The sequence below is a fragment of the Allolucifera butyrica genome (genome assembly GCF_900476375.1).
In the GTDB taxonomy this organism is placed as follows: domain Bacteria; phylum Bacillota; class Negativicutes; order Sporomusales; family UPPP01; genus Lucifera; species Lucifera butyrica.
Window position 1 is genome coordinate 1 of sequence record NZ_UPPP01000096.1, and the last position, 17,679, is coordinate 17,679.

The following is a 17,679-nucleotide window of genomic DNA, read 5'->3' on the forward strand; positions in this document are numbered from 1 at the left end:
GGGAGCTTCAGGATAACGGCCAAAATAACTGACCGGCTGAAAATGAATGCCCCGTACGGCCGGCATCCTCTCAACGGCAAATTGAATCATCCCGCCGATATTTTCCGTATTGACTCCCGGTACCAGAGTAGGAACCAGAATCACGCCAATTTGATACTCGGCGCAGCGACGGATCGCCGCTTCTTTCCGCTCCAGTAATGCGCCGCCCCGCAGCTTTTGGTAAATTGCATCATCGGTTCCGTCAAACTGTAAAAACACACAGGATAACCCGGCTCGTTTCAGTTCCTTTATATAGTGGGGGTCGTCGGCCAGCCGCAGGCCGTTGGTATTTAATTGAAAAAAAGGAAAACCTAACGACCGGCCCAAAGCGATGATTTCCGGCAAGTCATCCCGCAGGGTCGGTTCCCCCCCCGATAACTGGATATTATAAGGTCCGCCGCTTGCCAGCAGCATATAATACCATTCTTCGATGGCAGCTATATCCGGCTCCTGTTCCTCATTGCCGGCTGCGGCAAAACAAAATGGGCAGGATAAATTACAGCGCTGGGTAACCTCCAGCAGAACGCAGCAAGTATGCTGCCGGTGAGCCGGGCACAAGCCACAGTCAAAAGGGCATCCCCGGTTGACATCCGTTGCGCAGACAGGCGGCTGAGACGGCACTTTAGCAACGGCCCAGGATTCATACGACGGCTGCCCCCGCCAAATAACCGTTTTGAAATAGCCGTGTTCCGGGCATATCTTATCCAGATAAACCTGGTCTTCAATCCGGACCCGCCTGGCAAGAATCCGTTTAAGACATACCGGACAGATACTCTCCGTCATCCCCAGTATTTCTATCTCTTTTTCCCCGCTCTTATTCACCGGTCGCCCACCTCTCCGTCCTTTCATAAAAACCGGCTCTGCCTTCCATCGTAAAGATTTCCGCCAGGCCGGCCCCCACCGCCTGTTCTACGGCTTTCGCTATGGTTTGCGCCGTTAGCAGACGCTTTTGAACGGTTGCTAAGACCGCCGTGTCGGCGGTATATTTCATCATTGGCTCACGAAACCGCTCGTCAATGGTCACAATCCGGTTGCCTTTAACCATTTTATCCGCCAGATAGAGAATTGCCGCTTCATCAAGGGGCCGGCCCGTTTTAAAATCCAGATCGGAATGTTGCGCAACAACCGCAGCGACTTTCCCGCAGCCCATTTTTTTTAATAATCTGGCGCCAACCCGGGCGTGGTCGGGCTGGCCTTTGGCTACATCGTGCAATTCGCCGGCAACCGTGGCAAGATCGGCATCGAGCACCACACCGGCCCGATTCAGACGAACTGCCAAATTTCTGGCCACAGCGGCTACCGTCTTACTATGAAGGATGACGCTGTCCGGCACATTCATTTTATCCCAAAGCGCATAGCATTCCGGCAAAGTAGGAATGTCCCGCCGCAATAAAGTCATCCGGTTGTAGTCGGCGGGCGTATCGGCATCCAGTAAAATTCCCTCATCGAGTACTTTTACCTCATGAGCTTTAACCTGTTGCTGCTCTAAAAGCTGCTGCAGTCCCGCCGGATTATGCCACGCTAAAATTACGGGAAAGAGCCGGGAAGAAATAAGGGGAGGATGCCCCCTCCGCCCCCGGAAGACAGGATAGACGATATCCGCCGTGTTTTTTTGATAAGCCCGGACCAGCAGGCGTACAGTATGACTCCGCACCAGCGGCATATCTGCCGGCAGCAGGAAGAAGGCTTCCGTTTCCGGCGAAAATGTCCGCAAACCGGCAACAATAGAGGAAAACATACCCTGGTCATATTCGGCATTAAAAACATGGCGTACTTGCAATCTCTCCAGTACCGGCATCAATTCCGAAGCGCGATGCCCTACCACTACCGTTATCTCTTCAATGCCGGCCCGGCGGAAGCATTCTATCGCTTTCGTAATAATATTGGTATCTCCGAACGGCAGTAATGGTTTAAATCTCACCATCCGGGACGAATAGCCGGCAGCAAGTATCAGAGCCGTTATTTTCTTTCTTAGCACCATTTTCCCGTTCCGCCCTTACTTTTATTAGTTCACCAACAATACTTACCGCTAATTCTTCCGGTGTTTCCGCGTCGATAGCCATACCGATCGGCGAATAAACCCGGTCCAGATCCTGCCTTGTCCATCCCTGGGCAAGCAGTGCTTCAAAAATTTTATCCCGTTTTCTGCGGCTGCCGATCATACCGATATAACCGGCCCGGGTCCGCAAAACCTGCTCCAGAACCGTCTTATCATACAGGTGTCCCCGGGTAACAATTACAATATAGCTGTCTTCGTCCACGGCAAGTTCCGGCAGCCGTTCATACGCCGCCAGGAGAATAATTTCTGTTGGTCCGGTAAATCGCTTCCGGTTGGCATATTCGTCGCGGTCATCCAGAACAACCGTCTTAAAGCCGACGGTCTCAGCCAGCGGCGCAATTTTTTGTGATACATGGCCCGCACCGAAAATATAGACGATACCCCCGTAGCGCACCGGTTCTACCAAGATCCGTTGATTCGCCAATACTTCGGCGTGAATGGATATCTTAGCCGGACCGGTTATAAGCTTCGCCAGCAAATAAGGATCGGCGTCAACCTTGCCAACAAGAATTCCGTCCGCTTTTACCAGGCATTGTTGCCGGCTTAAATAAGAGTCGGTGCCGTTATTGTTTAAAACGGTAATTAGCCAGGCTTTCTCCCTGCGGTCCAGAGTTTTTACTATTTGCTCAGCAATAATTCGGTTATTTTCATCGCCGGCGTCAATATAATCCAGCAGTATTTCCCCTTTGCCGCCACAGATCATATCCATCCCGGCAACGTCTTCCCCGGTAAGGTCGAAGGATTGCAGCATTGTCCGCCTCGAGCCCATTGCCTCTTGCGCCAGCTTGATGGCGGCGGCTTCCAAACGGCCGCCGCCGATCGTGCCAAGAATCGAACCGTCCGGCCGGACTACCATTTTTGTCCCGGCAGTCCGGGGTGCCGAGCCGCTTTTATCAAAAATGGTCGCTACGACAAAACTTTCCCCCATTTCTAAAAGACCGGTCATCTCTCGAAACAACTTATTCATAGACCCCCTCCATCTGACGCTTTTTTTCGGTTCGGGGCGTAGGGCTTGGATCCCGAAAAACCGGATTCTTTATGGTTGTAGTTCTTTCATCGCAACTTTCATGCCAATAGTTTGCGAAAAACCGCTGACGCGGTCTTTCGGCTCGTGCCCCAAGGCGCAGGGCGCGGAAAAACCCGCCTGATGATCCGGTGCGATTCACTGTAAAAATTGCGTCACTTTATTGTTTAGCAAGGGTTACACATTTTACACAGTCAAGTAACATCTGTTTTTAATTCCGGATAGCATAGACACGCATCTTATTGTACAGAGTTTTCCGCGATACCCCAAGTTCTCTTGCTACTTGACTGACATTGCCGGCGTGCAGGTTGAGCAAACTAAGGATCTTATGCTTTTCCGCGTCCTGGGCCAGCATCCGCCGTTGTTCCCGGCAGTTCAGCAGGTCCGCCGCCGGAGCCGCGGGAGGACTGGCTGAATAAAAAGAAGGCGCATAAAAATCAACCGGTAAATGACGTAAAGTAATTGTGTCGTTTTCAGCCAGGCTGGCCGCCCTTTCCACTACATTTTGCAATTCCCGGACATTACCAGGCCAATTATATTTTTTCAGCCATTCCATCACTTCCGGCTCCGTGCTAAACTGCATTGCCCGGTCACGGGATATTTTTTCTAGAAAGTATCTAAAAAGAAGCGGTATATCTTCAATCCGGTTACGCAACGGCGGTATCGTAATCGACATTACATTCAGCCGGTAAAATAAGTCCTGGCGGAAGGTTCCCTTTTCCACTTCCTTCAATAGATTTTTATTAGTAGCACAAATCAGACGGACACTGACCGGAATCATTTTATCACAGCCGATACGGGCTATCTTTTTTTCTTGAATTACACGCAGCAGGGCCGTCTGTTGTTCCAGCGGCATATCACCGATTTCATCAAGAAACAGGGTCCCACCAGTTCAAATTTCCCCGGTTTGCCGCCACGTTTTGCCCCGGTAAAAGCACCATCTTCATAACCAAACAACTCACTGCCGATTAATTCCCGGGGGATAGCCCCGCAATTCAGCGCAATAAACGGTCCGCTGCGCTGTGAACTGCGGTTATGAATCGCCTGGGCAAATATCTCTTTGCCGGTGCCGCTTTCTCCCTGCAGCAGAATATTGGACGTCGTAGTCGCCATTAGTGTTGCCAGCCGTGTAACTTCCCGGATTTCACTGCTTTGTCCGATAATGTCGCTGAAGCGTAACGTAGCGTAAAATCCGCCAAACCGGTTTACCAGATTTTTTACTTGTTTAATAGGACGTAAAATAATAATGCCGCCGGTGACTTTTCCCTGCTCATCAATAAATGGCTCGCCGGAGGCTACGCAATGACATACATCGTCCCTTCTGTCAATCATGACTTCCACATCCGTATAGGGCTCATTAATAGTCAGCTTCTTCCCGGCGGGGCAGGACTTATGGCTAAACAGGCTATGAACCGGCATCCCCCGGACCTCTTGTTCCGGTTTGCTTAGCATTTCTCTGGCGGCAGGGTTTATTTCGATTACGGTTTCCTCCTTATCAACAATGAGCACCCCATCGGATACGGTATTAAAAAAATTAGTCAGTCTTTTATTGACCAGAGCCAGTTCGTAATTTTTTTGCCGGATGCTAAGCTGGGCCATAATCGCTTCGGCAGCAGCCACCACAATTCCCAGGGTATGCAAATGCGACGCATGGGATGCGCCGGACATATCCAAAATGCCGATAATTTCCCCGTTAAGATCAAAAATAGGCGCGGCGGAACAGGTCAAACTATGATGTTTATGACAGAAGTGCTCCGCGCCGGAAACCTGGATTGGCTCCCGGATAATTAAGGCCGTCCCTATCGCATTCGTTCCGGCCGCCTCTTCCCGCCAGCTGGCTCCGCAGAAAAAATCCCGGGTCATCGGATTTTGCAGCGTGTCCTCGTCGCCAAACATCTCCATGATATAGCCGTTTTCATCCGTTAATACAACCACAAATCCGGACCCTTTTACAAACTTATAGAGATTGGTCATAAACGGCTTGGCTATTTTTATCAGCCTTTCTTTTTCCTTCAGTACCTTATTCAAGGTCCACCGGTCTAAGGAAGGATGCGGTTCCATGCTATACGGATCGACCCCCGACCGGTAACATCGGCGCCAGGATTCAACGATATGCAGGTGAACTTCACCGGCGTCATAGTTTTTGCCGGCAATAAACTCCTCCCATTGGTGATAAGTATGACCCAGTACACCGGAAGATTCCGCCTTCATCTTGACCACCTCACTTTATTGCCGTGTTGTTACCGTTTAAAGGAGTACTGCTAAATGAATCATAAATATCTACCGTTATGTTTTCATTGATCACCGCAGCGATGCGTGTCCGGTCCTTTGCCAAACAGGTCTTTCATCCGGTTGAGAGCCGTTTCGGAAAAAAAAGCAATCTGGGAAGGAATTCCTTCCATTGTTTCTCCCGATAAGATCAATCCATTGTCAGTCTCAACATATCTTATAGGCAGGTTGCGGCGAAACATTCTGCCGGTTTTTTTATCGATTATTTCCACCGTGATTGAATCCGCTTCAATTTTATCCAATTGTTCTTCGGAATTCCCTTCCTTGTTCATCCTATCGCCTCCAGCCAAAATTCGCACCCCGGACCCGGCTGCTGACCCAACTGACGGCTTCTTGCTTATTTTTCTTCCGTCGTCAGCAAGATCCGATGGGACATCCCGCACCGGGGACAATACCGCCCCCCGTTGGTCCGGTCGCATTCCTTGCAGTATACCGTAAAACATTTCATGCATTTATACAAAAGATGGTTGGTTATCTGAGCACCACATTGGGGGCATGCATTTGTCAAGGTATATCATCCTTTCTCCGGATAAATTCAGGTTCGAACAGCATGGAGCTTTTCCGCCACCAGCAAAAAATAGCCCAATTTGACCTTTTTGCCGTCCCGCCGCCGCAGCGGCCCGCCGTTCCCTCCCGTTGACGGACAGTGCCAAAGTTCTTCCACGGCTCCATTCTCCATGATGTAGCGGGCAACAAACTCTTTCAATAAGGCCGAACATTCTTCCCAGACAATTACGTTAAAACCGCTCTCCGCCAGCATTCCGGCCAATTCGTCCCGGGTCAGCGCCCCTGCCGTCCTTTCCGGCCGGTCCTGGGAAGCTGCCTGCTCCCGGATGTAAATGTCGGTAAGCGCTAATTTCCCGCCGGGAACAAGGACCCTGTTCATTTCATCTAAAACTTTGCCCGTATCCGGCATAACCGATAGGCTGCATTCCGCCAGAATTCCATTCACTGACGCCGCGGCAAACGGTAAATCTTCTCCCGCTGCCCGGACCAGATGCAAATCCGGCGACCGCTGCCGTCCCTGTTGCAGCAGCATAGCCGATGGGTCGACACCAATTGCATCCAGGCCGCCATGCTCGCGAAGATACTCCACGGTAACCCCGGTACCGCAGCCAATATCAACGACCCTGGCCCCGCGCGGAAAGGCGCAGCAATCAACCAAATGTCCGGTTAGCGCCAGCCCGCCGGGACGCATGACCCCTTCGGGCAGTTTCGTTAAACTTCGCCGTTCAAAAACGGTAAGACTGCTTGCCGCCGGATGAATATCACCGGTTTCCTGCTGCCGGCCCATCATTTATCCTCCAGAGCCGTTTCTACCTGCTGCATTTTACCGCGGGCTAATTCCTCGGGAATATAGACCAGCCCGCACTTCGCACACCGGAACAGTTCAACCGGAAATTTGCTGCCCAGATAAGACAGGGTGACTTTCCCCAGGGTCAATGGAATCTGGCATTTATTGCAAATCATATTTTCTTGCCGGCCTGCTTGTTGGCTCATCGGTCTCCCCCCGTCATTCTTCGATTTCCAGTCTGTGACAGTAGGCATTGTGGACTAAAAATCCGTCCTCCTGCGGTGAATACTCAACCCAATAGGTTACACCGGCCGGCTGCAGATAAGCAATAAAATGTCCGTTGCCGGTATTTTTCATTTTATTGCCCGTATCTTCCGCATAGCGGATCACTCCGGCCACATCCTCCGTCAGAATCATCCGCTCTTCCATTACGCGTCTTACGTTTTCCGGAATCGTTATCTTACTATCACTTTCCGCTTCCACGTCTTCACCCCAAACATCCCGCAGCAGGGACCGTTTAAGCCGGGCCCGGTTTTCCTGCCGCTCGGAATAGCCGGGCGGTTCCCGTTCCGCTAACTGTTCCCCGTCCGTCCCCAGAATCAGATCCAGCAGGTGATACACCCGTTTACCCTGACTGGCGAAATTATCCCGGCACATGGCGCAATAGGTCAGATAATCGGTGCCGCTTTCCTTAATGCGCCGGTTTATCACCTTACGGGCAACCTCTCTGTTGGCGTAAATCATTAAGCCGCCATAACCGCAGCATACCGTATTGTCCCGGTTCCGCGGCAGTTCCTCAATCTCCCAGCCCAGCTTGCTCACTATCTGCCGGACGCTATTGTGCAACCCGGTTTCATGCCGGGTTGTACAACTGTCATGAATTGCTACTTTTCGCGGTGAAACCGCGGCAGCCGCACTGTCCGGCAAGCCGGTCCGCTCCAACAGGGTCCATAACATCTCCACAGGCATAGCCGGCAAATTATGCTCAAACATACTGAAACAGGTTGGACAGGCGGTAATTACTTTGGGACTGCCTAATTCGCGCCACCGGCTTTCTATGTTTTGCAGCGTCTCCTGAAATAACTCTTCCTGGCCCGCCCAATTGGCCGGAGCACCGCAGCAGCCCAGCATCAGTCCCACGCCGCCTGCCGTCTTGGCGCACAAGTGTTCATAAATCTTCTTCACCGATTGCGGGGAAGATGCCGCCAGCTGGCAGCCGGGAAAAAATACGGTCTCACTGGACGTAAAACCCGGCTGATGCCGGTCTAAGACAAACCGGTCACTATTGCTGAACTGCATGTCCCGTATAGCAAAATCATGCACCGACGGCGGCATCTTTCCCCGTTTAACCATCATCTGCCGCGCTTCCCGGCAAATATCCCCCATATTCAAATTACCCGGACAAACCTGTTCGCAAAGTCCGCATAAAGAGCAGGTATTAATCATCTTATTAGCATGATGAACTCCCATTACTATCGATAAATTATTGTATACTTCCCGTACATACCGTTTCGGGTAAGAACCGTAATGGGCCAAATACTCACAGGCTTTCACGCACTCCATACATTCGCATTGCAAGCAGCGCTTTGCCTCCTCCAGAGCCTCCTCCCGGGTATAGCCTCTGCCGGGGTCCGTCATTCGCACTACCGGCGCCGGTTCAATGCCTTCGATATCGGTATAAAGGGATGTAGTAAAAGCGCCTTCTTTTCCCCGGTTCGCGGTAAGAGAGGCATTTTGCAGCAGCCGGTCAATGGATACGGCGGCCATTTTTCCGTCAGCCAGCGAAGCGGCCGGCGACCGGCAGTCTCCTCTCCGGCGGAGACTGCCTCCCGCAAATACCCGGGGATGGCTGGTGGCAAGGGTCAGCGGATCCATCGCAATTTCTCCGTCCGGCTTTGTCGCCAGCTCTAAATCCAGCGAATCCTTTTCCTTACTGCCAATACCCACATAAACGGCGTCAAACTCCTCGCATAAACTGTTAAACGATCGAAGGGAGCCCCCGCGATTGCCAATGGCCGCATTATAACGGATTTCAACAGGCAATTGCTCTAAAACAGCGAAATCACCGGCCATCAATTCCCGGGGCAGTTTGTCTGCCGGGATATCCCAAAGGCTTCCCCCCAACCGGTCTGTCGCTTCAAAAACCACCGTTTTGTATCCCTTGCAGCTAAGTTCGAAGGCGGCCGTTAAACCGCTCAAACCGCCGCCTACAATGGCCACGCTTTTATTTCTGGCCGGCAGGATTGTAATTTTGGGAACCGGTCCCTGATGCCGGTCAAAACAAACCTTTTCTAAAGCATTAATCGAAACCGGCTCATCAATCTCTTTCCGTTTACAGGACTGACGGCACGGCTGGTCGCACACCCGGCTGATAATCCCAGGAAAGGGAACCATCTTGCGAAACAGGACCATTGCCGCCGCATAATCTTCCCGGCGAATGGCGGCGATCATCCCCCGCGCATCCACATGAACCGGGCAGCCGGCACTGCAGCCGGGCGGATTTTCCTGGACACATCTTGCTTCCCGTTCCCGCAATTGTTTTTGTTCCATACTCTTCTCCCGTTTCTTTCCTATAATTGGGGCATTCCCCCTGAACAGGGAAACCTAAAACGGACGGAAAGCGGCAAAGCCTCCCGGTCCGTTTTAGGTTATGCGTTGTAAGACCCGGAATATACGGAAAAAACGTTACTTTTTCTTGGCCAGGGCATCCAAACCGGCCTTAATTTTCTCCGGTAAGGCGGGTATGGCGTAAATCCGTACGCCGCAGGCATTATAGATGGCATTCAAAATAGCCGGATGCGCCGCAGTGAGCGGTGCTTCCCCTACGCCGGCGGCACCATGCGGTCCATGCTCCCGCGGTGTAATGTGATAGATGATTTCCATATCATCGGGTATATCATAAATAAACGGCAGGCCGCAGGCGACCAAACTGGTGTGTTTCTTGAGGTCCTCAAAATCCTCGGTCAGAGCGAGACCGATCCCTTGCGCCAGCCCGCCGTAAATCTGGCCGTCGCAAACCGTTTTATTGGTAATTGTCCCGACATCGGCAACCGTTGTAAGTTTAACGACTTTGGCCTTGCCGTTTTTCATGTCCACTTCCACTTCCGGCATGAAAAGTTCATACATGTAAATCGCAAATGGCTTGCCCTGCCCGGTTACGGGGTCGCAATCGGTACACATGGAAGCCGTCCACTTGCCGTCATAGTGAAGCGGCAGCTTTTCGGCCACCATTTCATCATAGGTACGGTAGGTTCCGTCGGCCTTGCGCATGGCGTTTAAGAGCATCTCGCAGGCAACCCGGACCGCATTGCCGGTCATGACATTGGACCGGCTGCCGCCGGACGGGCCGCTGTTCGGCGTATACGCCGTGTCATTCATAATCAATTTGATCTGTTCCGGCCTAATGCCAAGGGGCCGCAGTGTTTCATGGGAAATAGCCAGAGTACCCATATCGGCGCCTTGCCCATGGTCCTGCCAGGAATTGCCGATAGTTACCCCTTCTTTCGTCAGTTCCGCCCACGCTTCCGATCCGTCCGGACCGTCAAGGCCGCAGCCGTAAATGCCGAGTGACAAACCGACGCCGCGTTTCTTCTCCGGCGTTGAGAGTTCCTGGCAGCGCTTTTTCGCCTCTTGCCAAAGAGGACGCAGCTTGTTGAGCATTTCTTCCAGGCAGAATACTTCCGGCACCTGTCCGGTAGGCGTTGTAGAGCCGGGACGGTAAATGTTTTTAAAGCGGAGTTCCAGCGGATCCATGCCGAGCTTTTCGGCCAATTCGTCCATGGCAATTTCGGAAGCCAGGAAAGCCTGCGGTGAACCGTAGCCGCGGAAAGCGGAACCCCAGGCATGATTGGTACACACGGTGCGGCCTTTGCCGCGAATGTTCGGGATATCATAGCCGGCGCCGGTAAACTGGGCCTGGCGCAAGGTAAGCAGGTCGCCAAATTCGGAATACGGACCATGATCGATGGCCCAGTCGGTTTCCATCGCCAGCAATTTTCCTGTCTTGTCGGCACCCAGCTTGCATTTGACAAAACCGGGCGAACGTTTGCCGGTATACGTTATATTCTGAAACATATTGAAATTAAGCGTCACCGGCTTGCCGGTCGCCATGCAGGCCACCCCCAGCAAAGCCTCGATGGTCGGGCTGAATTTATAGCCGAAGGTACCGCCGGTCGGATTCTGCACAATACGGCATTTTTCCGGCTCAACGCCAATTCCCGCGACGATCATGGCATGATGCAGATGAAGGCCAATACTTTTAGAATGGATTGTCAGCCGTCCCTCTTCATCAAAATAAGCGCTGCCGCAATCCGGTTCCAGCGGCAAGTGAGGCTGCCGGCTGGAATAGGTATCGACTTCGACCGTCACGATACCGTCCTTATCCATAATGGGCTTAGTATCTTCCCCTTTTACAATTCCCTGCTCAAAATAGACATTGGGCGTGCCGGGATGGATCTCCAGCGCATCCGGTGCCATGGCGGCCGGCGCGCTCATATAAGCCGGCAGCACTTCCAGGTCTACCTTAACCTTCTTAGCCGCCGCCCGGGCATGTTCTTCCGTATCGGCACACACAATCGCGATGGCGTCGCCGAACTGGAATACCTTCTCGTCGCACAGGATGGGACGGTCCCAGCCGTCCCCTTTATTGGTTGGGAAAGTAATCAGGCCGGTAATCCGGTTCTTGCCCTTTACATCTTTATGGGTAACAATTTTATAAACGCCGGGCATTGTTTCCGCTTCCGCCGTATCAATACCTAAAATATTCGCATGGGATACTTCCGCCTGCACCAGGGCCAGACGGAGGGTTCCCGGCGGCATCTGCAAAGCCATATCGGCGCCGTAGTCCCAGGTGCCGGTAACTTTTTGCAGCGCCGAAGGACGGTGATAAGTCGTTCCATAAATTTTATTGCCCACCGGAGTATACAGCAAATCCTCCTTGCGAATTTCACCCCGGATTACTTTGGCAGCCGCCATCACCGCGTCCACTATCGGTTTATAACCGGTGCAACGGCAGGCATTGCGGTTTTTCTGGAACCAATCGCGGATTTCTTCCCGGGTCGGATTCGGGTTGGTATCAAGCAACACTTTGGAAGACAGGATAAAGCCGGGGCTGCAGAAACCGCATTGCGCACAGCCGTAAGCCATCCAGGCAACTTGAAGGGGATGGAGATTTTCCGGTGTGCCGATCCCTTCAATGGTGGTAATTTTCGCTTCATCCGCTACCCGCTTCATCTTGACGATACAAGAACGGACAACTTTCCCGTCCATAATAATGGAGCAGGTACCGCACTGGCCCTGGTTACAGCCGACTTTGCAGCCTGTCAGCAGCAGTTGTTCCCTCAGTACGCTTGCCAGACTGGACTCGGGATCAACAACCAGAGTTCTCGGCAATCCATTGATGATCAAGACTTTCTTTTGCATGTTTTTCTCTCCTTCTTTTTATTTATCCGTTCCCTTGGAGGATCTGCTAATTGACTTTTCACCCGCCTTTCCGCTTAATTTATCAATACCAAAATGCAAAGGATAATTTTTTAACTTCCTTTGCCGAAAGAACAATTGGGATAACGGCAGGGATCACATACACCGCAAAGTCCGCCGTGAGCCAGGCGGATAATATCCTGGCGGCCGACTTCCTCACCGGCCAGAATCCGGGGGGCAATCAGGTCAAAAACGGTTGTTTTGTGATACATTACGCAGCCGGGCAATCCCAGCACCGGAATATCCCCGATGTAAGCCAGCATAAACATGGATCCCGGCAGTACCGGCGCCCCGTAGACCACAACATGCCCGCCGGCCGCCCTGATTCCCGCCGGGGTAACATCATCCGGGTCAACGGACATTCCCCCGGTGGTTATGATCATCCCGGCCCCTTCCCCGATTAAAGTCCGGATCGCGCCGGCAATCATGTCAACCTGGTCGTCAACCAGAATTTGCCGCAAAACCCGGCTGCCTAATCCTGTTATTTTTTCCTGCATAACCGGACCAAACCGGTCCGGGATGCGACCGTGATAAACCTCGCTGCCGGTAGTAACGACACCAATTTTCAACGTTTTTAGCGGTTTAATTTCGATTACGGGAAAATTGGCCCGGCCGATTTTTTCCACGCTGCGTATTCTGTCGGCGTCAATTACCAGCGGAACAACCCGGCAGGCGGCAACTACCCGGCCGGCATTCACCAGTTGATTGGAATGGATGGTAGCCAGTACCACCTCATTAACCCCGTTAATTTTTTCCAGGGCGCCCGTATTGATTTTTAACAGGCCGGTCCGCTCCGCTTTCAACTCCACTTTGCCTTCCGACGGTTCCGTCCGGATTATACCGGAGCCGGCGGCGGCCCCGGCAATACGCAGCGCCGCTTCATTCTCATGCAGGGTATTTTCATTAACCTCCCAGACATAAAGATGTTCCTTGCCTAAATTTAGCAATTTGGCTATGTCTTCCCGCCTTACGATGTGGCCTTTTTTGAAGGCCCTGCCCTTTACCTTGCCGGGAACAATCTCCGTAATATCATGGCAAAGCACCATTCCTTCCGCTTCGTACACCGGCACGACTTTCATGCGCTCACTCCTTAGCCAGATAAATTAAAAAAAGCAAAACGCCGAAAAAAGAACACAGCGCTTTGCTCCCCCACACCATCCTTGGTAATGCACTGTATTCCTTTTTCTCCCACGGACCGGACACTTTGCCGGGCCGCGGCTGATCCAGCCTGCCGTAATGAATCCGGACGCCGGAACTATATTTCAACATTAATATTTGCAATTCCCGTGCCAAGTAATCCACTAAAATAAACCGCCCTTGTCTCCCTGCGGAACAAGTACCAAATTTTCAATATTTACTGATAAATCATGATCGAATGCCCGTTGGCAAGTGTAAAAAAAGTGTAACCTAAGTGTTTACTTTAGGTTACACTTAGGTTACACTCCCGTAACGTAATCTTTATAATATAAACTTATTCTTTTACAATCACGGATACACCGTCGGGGATGACCGTAAAGGCAGCATCTTCACCAACAATGCCTTTCGCCATGGTTATGGCCTCCGGCAGGGTTCGCGCCGCTTTCATATGCATGTTCTCAATGATTTTATGGTCACATTGATCGGTCACAACGATGACACTTGCTTTTAACTGTACCCGGGCCAGTATTTCCGCTTCCCACTGGTCCGCAATGGTATTGCAGGCTTCAATTTGCATAATCTTATCCATAACTTCCCGCGCCCCGCCGGGAGCATCGGTGAACCATTTATAGAAATCCTCGCCGCCGTGCCCGTCGTTGCAGGCGCTGCAAATAATGATCACACCGCCGGGCTTAACGGTAGCCTCGGCAGCGGACATGCCTTTTACGGATTGATACAGATTCTGGTCAAGGGGATAGCCGCCGTTGGAAGTAATCACAATGTCGGCCGGTACTGCCGGCACAGCGGCCAGGTCCCCGACAAATGCACAGCCTGCGGCATGAGCCTCGGCCATATCGCCGGCAAAGGCCTTGATAATCTTCTTTTCCGCATTGATGACCACATTTAAAATAAATGCCAGCTTGGCCTGCCTAGCGGCATACATCATATCGATATGCAGGGGATTGCCGTCGAGTATGCCGGCACGGGCTTTGTCGCTAGCAATGAACTGGGCGCAATGATTGGCCAGCACGGTAACTTCACTGACGACTCCCGGCAGAACACTTTTGCGGCCGCCGGAAAAGCCGGCAAAGAAATGCGGTTCGATGAAACCTTCCGCTACCAGCAGGTCGGCCTCCATAACCAGTTTGTTAATGACAAGATTACCGCCGGACGGCAGCGTACCGACATTCACCATATTGGCCGCATCCCGGCAATCGTGGATAACAATTTTTTCTTCGTTGACAATTTTCTCACCAAATTTATGAATCAGTTCTTCCGTCGTACTGGCGCGATGAAAACCCGTCGCAATCAGAAAAGTGATATCGGCATTGGGGTTGCCGGCCCGGATTTCCTCCAGCATCAGCGGGGAAATAATTTTGCTGGGCACCGGCCGGGTATGATCGCTGGTAATAATGACAATTTTATTTTTCCCTTTAGCCAGGTCGCGCAGGCGCCGTGAACCGACGGGCTGCTCCAGGGCCTGTTGGACGATAGCGCCTTCTCCTGCCGAAGCCTTATAGTTATGCGCCTTCGAGTGCAATACGGCCAATAATTTATCATCCGGAATGGCGGCCTCCATATACGTCTTGGCGTAAGGAATTCTTATTGTGGCCATGTTTTATCCTCCCTTTTACAGACATATTGTGATTTATCTACGGAGCTCGTTTCCATCTGCGTCTTTGCGAGATGTCCCCTGCACCTTAACTGATGCAGCAACAAGAATGAAATTTGCGTAAGATTGCTTCACTTCGTTCGCAATGACAATCTATGAACTGTCATCGCGAGCGCAACGAAGTGGAGCGCGGCGATCCCGTTTTTTCGGAGTAATCCGGAAGGCAAAGACCGCGGCCCGGTTGGACAGCGGTCTTGTCTTTTTTTGCTACAGGAAAAGACGGGTAGCGTTTACAAAATAGACCCACAAGCCCAATATTAATGTATAGCCGATACAATAGACGATCATTGTCCGGAAAATATTACCTTCGGCACCGGTTTGTCCGGTAGCGGAACAAGCGACGGCAATACTCTGCGGCGAAATCATCTTGCCGGCTGTCGCACCGGCCGTATTGGCAGCGGTAATCCAAGTCGGATCGGCGCCAATCTGAATAGCGGTCTGCTTCTGCAGTGCCCCGAATAATACATTTGAACTGGTATCACTCCCGGTAAGGAAGGTCCCCATGGCTCCAATAATCGGCGCAATCACCGGGTAAAAACCGCCGGTAGCCATGGCCAGCGCCACGGCAATGGCCGAAACCATGCCGGAATACATCATTACCAGGGCCATCGCCACAATGGTCACCACGGTAAGCGTTGTCTTTTGCAGTTGCCCGGCTGTTTTAGCAACCGTAGTGGTAAAATCACTCAGGGAAGCTCCCTGCACCAGACCGCCGAGAACCGCTCCGAGCATAATCAGCGTCCCCGGTGTCAGAATCCAGGGCAGAACCATCGGCGTACCGCCGGGGCCATTATAAATGCGGAAGGAACTTTTTATTGCACCCAGCACGTTAGCGAGAGCGGGGAATATCGCATGATTGGAGCCGATAATAAAAACTCCCAGAAAGATATACGGTGCCCAGGCAACGAGTTGTTCACCCGTTGAGGTATGATATTCCACCGTCTTTTTAGCAGCCAGGTTTTCACCCGGGAAATGCCATTCTTTAACCGGCGGTGAGATCTTAGCCCAAATTGCAACGCCAATCATCGAACACAGGGAACCGGCGACCGCAACCAGCTCCGGTCCCATAAAAGCGCCAATTAACAGCTGCGGTATCGCAAAACTTAATCCAGCGACGATCGCTGTCCCAATAACCCCTTTGAGCTGGGAAAGGCTTCTGGTCATAACCCAAATCAGGGCCAGCGGGAGAACAAGAACAAACGGCGTCAACTGGATCACTGCGTCTAGGGTCAGGCGCATCAGGTTAACATCAGCGATTTTGGCCAGGGTAATAACCGGAATCCCGACCGCGCCGAAGGCTACCGGCACCGTATTGGCCAATAAACAAAGAACGGACGCAAAAAAGGGATCAAAATCCAGACTGATTAAAATCGCAGTTGGAATTGCCACAGCGGTGCCGAAACCGGCCGCCGCTTCAAGAAAGCCGCCAAATCCCCAGGCAATAAGGAGTACCTGTACCCGGCGGTCATTGGAAATACTGGCCATGAATCCCTTAATTTTTTCCATGGCCCCGGTTTTTAATGTTATATTGTACGTGAAAATTGCAGCAAAAATAACCCACATGATCGGCCAAATCGCCATCACGGCACCATTGGCAGCTCCTTCAAGAGCCAGCACCGGCGGCATTTTCCAACCCAGTATGGCAACTGCCAGAGCAACCAATAACGCGATAAAACAGCTCTTATGCGCCGGCCATCGCCAAACTCCCAGACTGAGAAATAACCAACCTAAAGGAATAAACGCAAGCAAAGCCGAAAGTCCGATTCCATACGGATGCGCTACGACATGCCACATAGTTACGTACACCCCTCTTTTCATTCTATGAACGATTTAACAAATTCCATGTGTTCTTCCATCATCCGGCGCGCTCCCGGGGCATCGTGGCCGCAAATTGCCTGATAAATCCGCTGATGCTGCTCCAGCAGCCGGTTTATATTCTCCGGTTCCCGGCTGATACTCAGGCGCATCATCCGAATATGCCGTTCCAGGACATCGGATATGGCCACGAATAAATGATATAACAAAATATTGCCGCTTGCCTTGGCTACGGCAAAATGAAAATCCCGGTCCACTTCCCCGCTGAATACCTGGTCCATCGTGTTCTGCTCAAAATCCCGGATACACCGCGTCATCTCCGCCAGTTCCTCCGGCCGGGCATTTTGCGCCGCTAAATAAGAGCACTCCGCCTCCAGCATTTTCCGCACCCCGATCAACTGGGGCTGCACGTTTTCTTCCAGCATGAATAACATCGACAGCGGTTCCATAATATTGTGCTTCAGCGGGTCCGAACACACGAAGATGCCGTCGCCGTGGCGGCTCTCCACAATGCCGATGATTTCCAATGCGCTCACCGCCTCCCGGATCGCTGTCCGGCTTACTCCCAACAGCGCCGAGAGCTCCCGCTCCGTCGGCAATTTGTCCCCTTTTTTCAGGCGGCCTTCATAAATCATTTGTTTTACCTGCTGGATGACACACTGGTACAACTTCTTCGGCTTAATTGACACAAAATTCACTGGTTAACTCTCCTCATCAGCCATCCCTTGTGTGCCCTGCCACCCTGCAGGCAATTCCGCCTGCTTCTTTAGTCCACGGCGATTACTTTACCGGGATTCATAATCAGGTTCGGGTCCAGCGCCTTTTTAATCGCTTTCATCATATCCAGTTCCACCGGATTGGCATATTTATCC

General features: G+C 51.9%; 15 protein-coding genes and 1 pseudogene. All 16 read right to left on the bottom strand.

The annotated features are described in order from the left end of the window. Positions 1-861 (bottom strand): radical SAM protein (locus tag LUCIF_RS20165; RefSeq protein ID WP_207858167.1); only part of this gene is annotated, 861 nt, incomplete at its 3' end. Next, positions 854-2,020: a DVU_1551 family NTP transferase gene (locus LUCIF_RS20170; RefSeq protein WP_122629659.1), complete on the bottom strand. Its 1,167-nt coding sequence runs from the start codon at positions 2,018-2,020 to the stop codon at positions 854-856. The genes LUCIF_RS20165 and LUCIF_RS20170, both read right to left, overlap by 8 nt. Beyond that, positions 1,950-3,065 carry an XdhC family aldehyde oxidoreductase maturation factor gene (locus tag LUCIF_RS20175; RefSeq protein WP_122629658.1) on the bottom strand — a complete coding sequence of 372 codons (1,116 nt, stop codon included), beginning with the start codon at positions 3,063-3,065 and terminating at the stop codon, positions 1,950-1,952. Before LUCIF_RS20175 ends, LUCIF_RS20170 begins: the two co-directional genes overlap by 71 nt. Positions 3,066-3,333: 268 nt before the next feature. Further along, the gene (locus LUCIF_RS27185) at positions 3,334-3,798 is read right to left on the bottom strand and encodes an AAA-type ATPase lid domain-containing protein (protein ID WP_306438790.1); all 465 of its coding nucleotides are present in this window, start codon (positions 3,796-3,798) and stop codon (positions 3,334-3,336) included. Positions 3,799-3,806: 8 nt separating this feature from the next. Beyond that, a pseudogene (locus LUCIF_RS20180) lies at positions 3,807-5,333 on the bottom strand (sigma-54-dependent Fis family transcriptional regulator); the annotation flags it as partial. Between the two features lie 83 nt (positions 5,334-5,416). Beyond that, positions 5,417-5,683 (bottom strand): hypothetical protein, encoded by a 267-nt coding sequence (locus tag LUCIF_RS20185; RefSeq protein WP_207858153.1) that lies wholly within the window; start codon positions 5,681-5,683, stop codon positions 5,417-5,419. A 263-nt stretch (positions 5,684-5,946) separates the two neighbouring features. Next, positions 5,947-6,708 carry a DVU_1556 family methyltransferase gene (trsM, locus tag LUCIF_RS20190; RefSeq protein ID WP_122629657.1) on the bottom strand — a complete coding sequence of 254 codons (762 nt, stop codon included), beginning with the start codon at positions 6,706-6,708 and terminating at the stop codon, positions 5,947-5,949. Beyond that, positions 6,705-6,911, bottom strand: coding sequence for a DVU_1557 family redox protein (locus tag LUCIF_RS20195; RefSeq protein ID WP_122629656.1), 207 nt, complete (start codon positions 6,909-6,911; stop codon positions 6,705-6,707). Before LUCIF_RS20195 ends, trsM begins: the two co-directional genes overlap by 4 nt. Before the next feature lie 13 nt (positions 6,912-6,924). Then, positions 6,925-9,255, bottom strand: a complete 2,331-nt coding sequence (locus LUCIF_RS20200; RefSeq protein ID WP_122629655.1) for a pyridine nucleotide-disulfide oxidoreductase/dicluster-binding protein — start codon at positions 9,253-9,255, stop codon at positions 6,925-6,927. A 135-nt stretch (positions 9,256-9,390) separates the two neighbouring features. Then, a complete protein-coding gene (locus LUCIF_RS20205; protein ID WP_122629654.1) occupies positions 9,391-12,126 on the bottom strand; it encodes a molybdopterin-dependent aldehyde oxidoreductase in 2,736 nt (911 codons plus the stop codon). A 110-nt stretch (positions 12,127-12,236) separates the two neighbouring features. Then, positions 12,237-13,262, bottom strand: coding sequence for a molybdopterin-binding protein (locus tag LUCIF_RS20210; protein ID WP_122629653.1), 1,026 nt, complete (start codon positions 13,260-13,262; stop codon positions 12,237-12,239). Between the two features lie 4 nt (positions 13,263-13,266). Then, complete coding sequence (locus tag LUCIF_RS20215) at positions 13,267-13,485, bottom strand: hypothetical protein (protein ID WP_122629652.1); 219 nt, start codon at positions 13,483-13,485, stop codon at positions 13,267-13,269. A 169-nt stretch (positions 13,486-13,654) separates the two neighbouring features. Continuing rightward, entirely contained in the window at positions 13,655-14,935 is a 1,281-nt protein-coding gene (larA, locus tag LUCIF_RS20220) for a nickel-dependent lactate racemase (protein ID WP_122629651.1), read from the bottom strand. A 264-nt stretch (positions 14,936-15,199) separates the two neighbouring features. Then, positions 15,200-16,786, bottom strand: coding sequence for an L-lactate permease (locus tag LUCIF_RS20225; RefSeq protein ID WP_122629650.1), 1,587 nt, complete (start codon positions 16,784-16,786; stop codon positions 15,200-15,202). Positions 16,787-16,806: 20 nt separating this feature from the next. Further along, on the bottom strand, positions 16,807-17,505 hold the full coding sequence (locus LUCIF_RS20230; protein ID WP_122629649.1) for a FadR/GntR family transcriptional regulator: 699 nt from the start codon (positions 17,503-17,505) through the stop codon (positions 16,807-16,809). A gap of 68 nt (positions 17,506-17,573) precedes the next feature. Next, a partial coding sequence (locus LUCIF_RS27080) for an FAD-linked oxidase C-terminal domain-containing protein (protein WP_133306307.1) occupies positions 17,574-17,679 on the bottom strand: 106 nt, incomplete at its 5' end.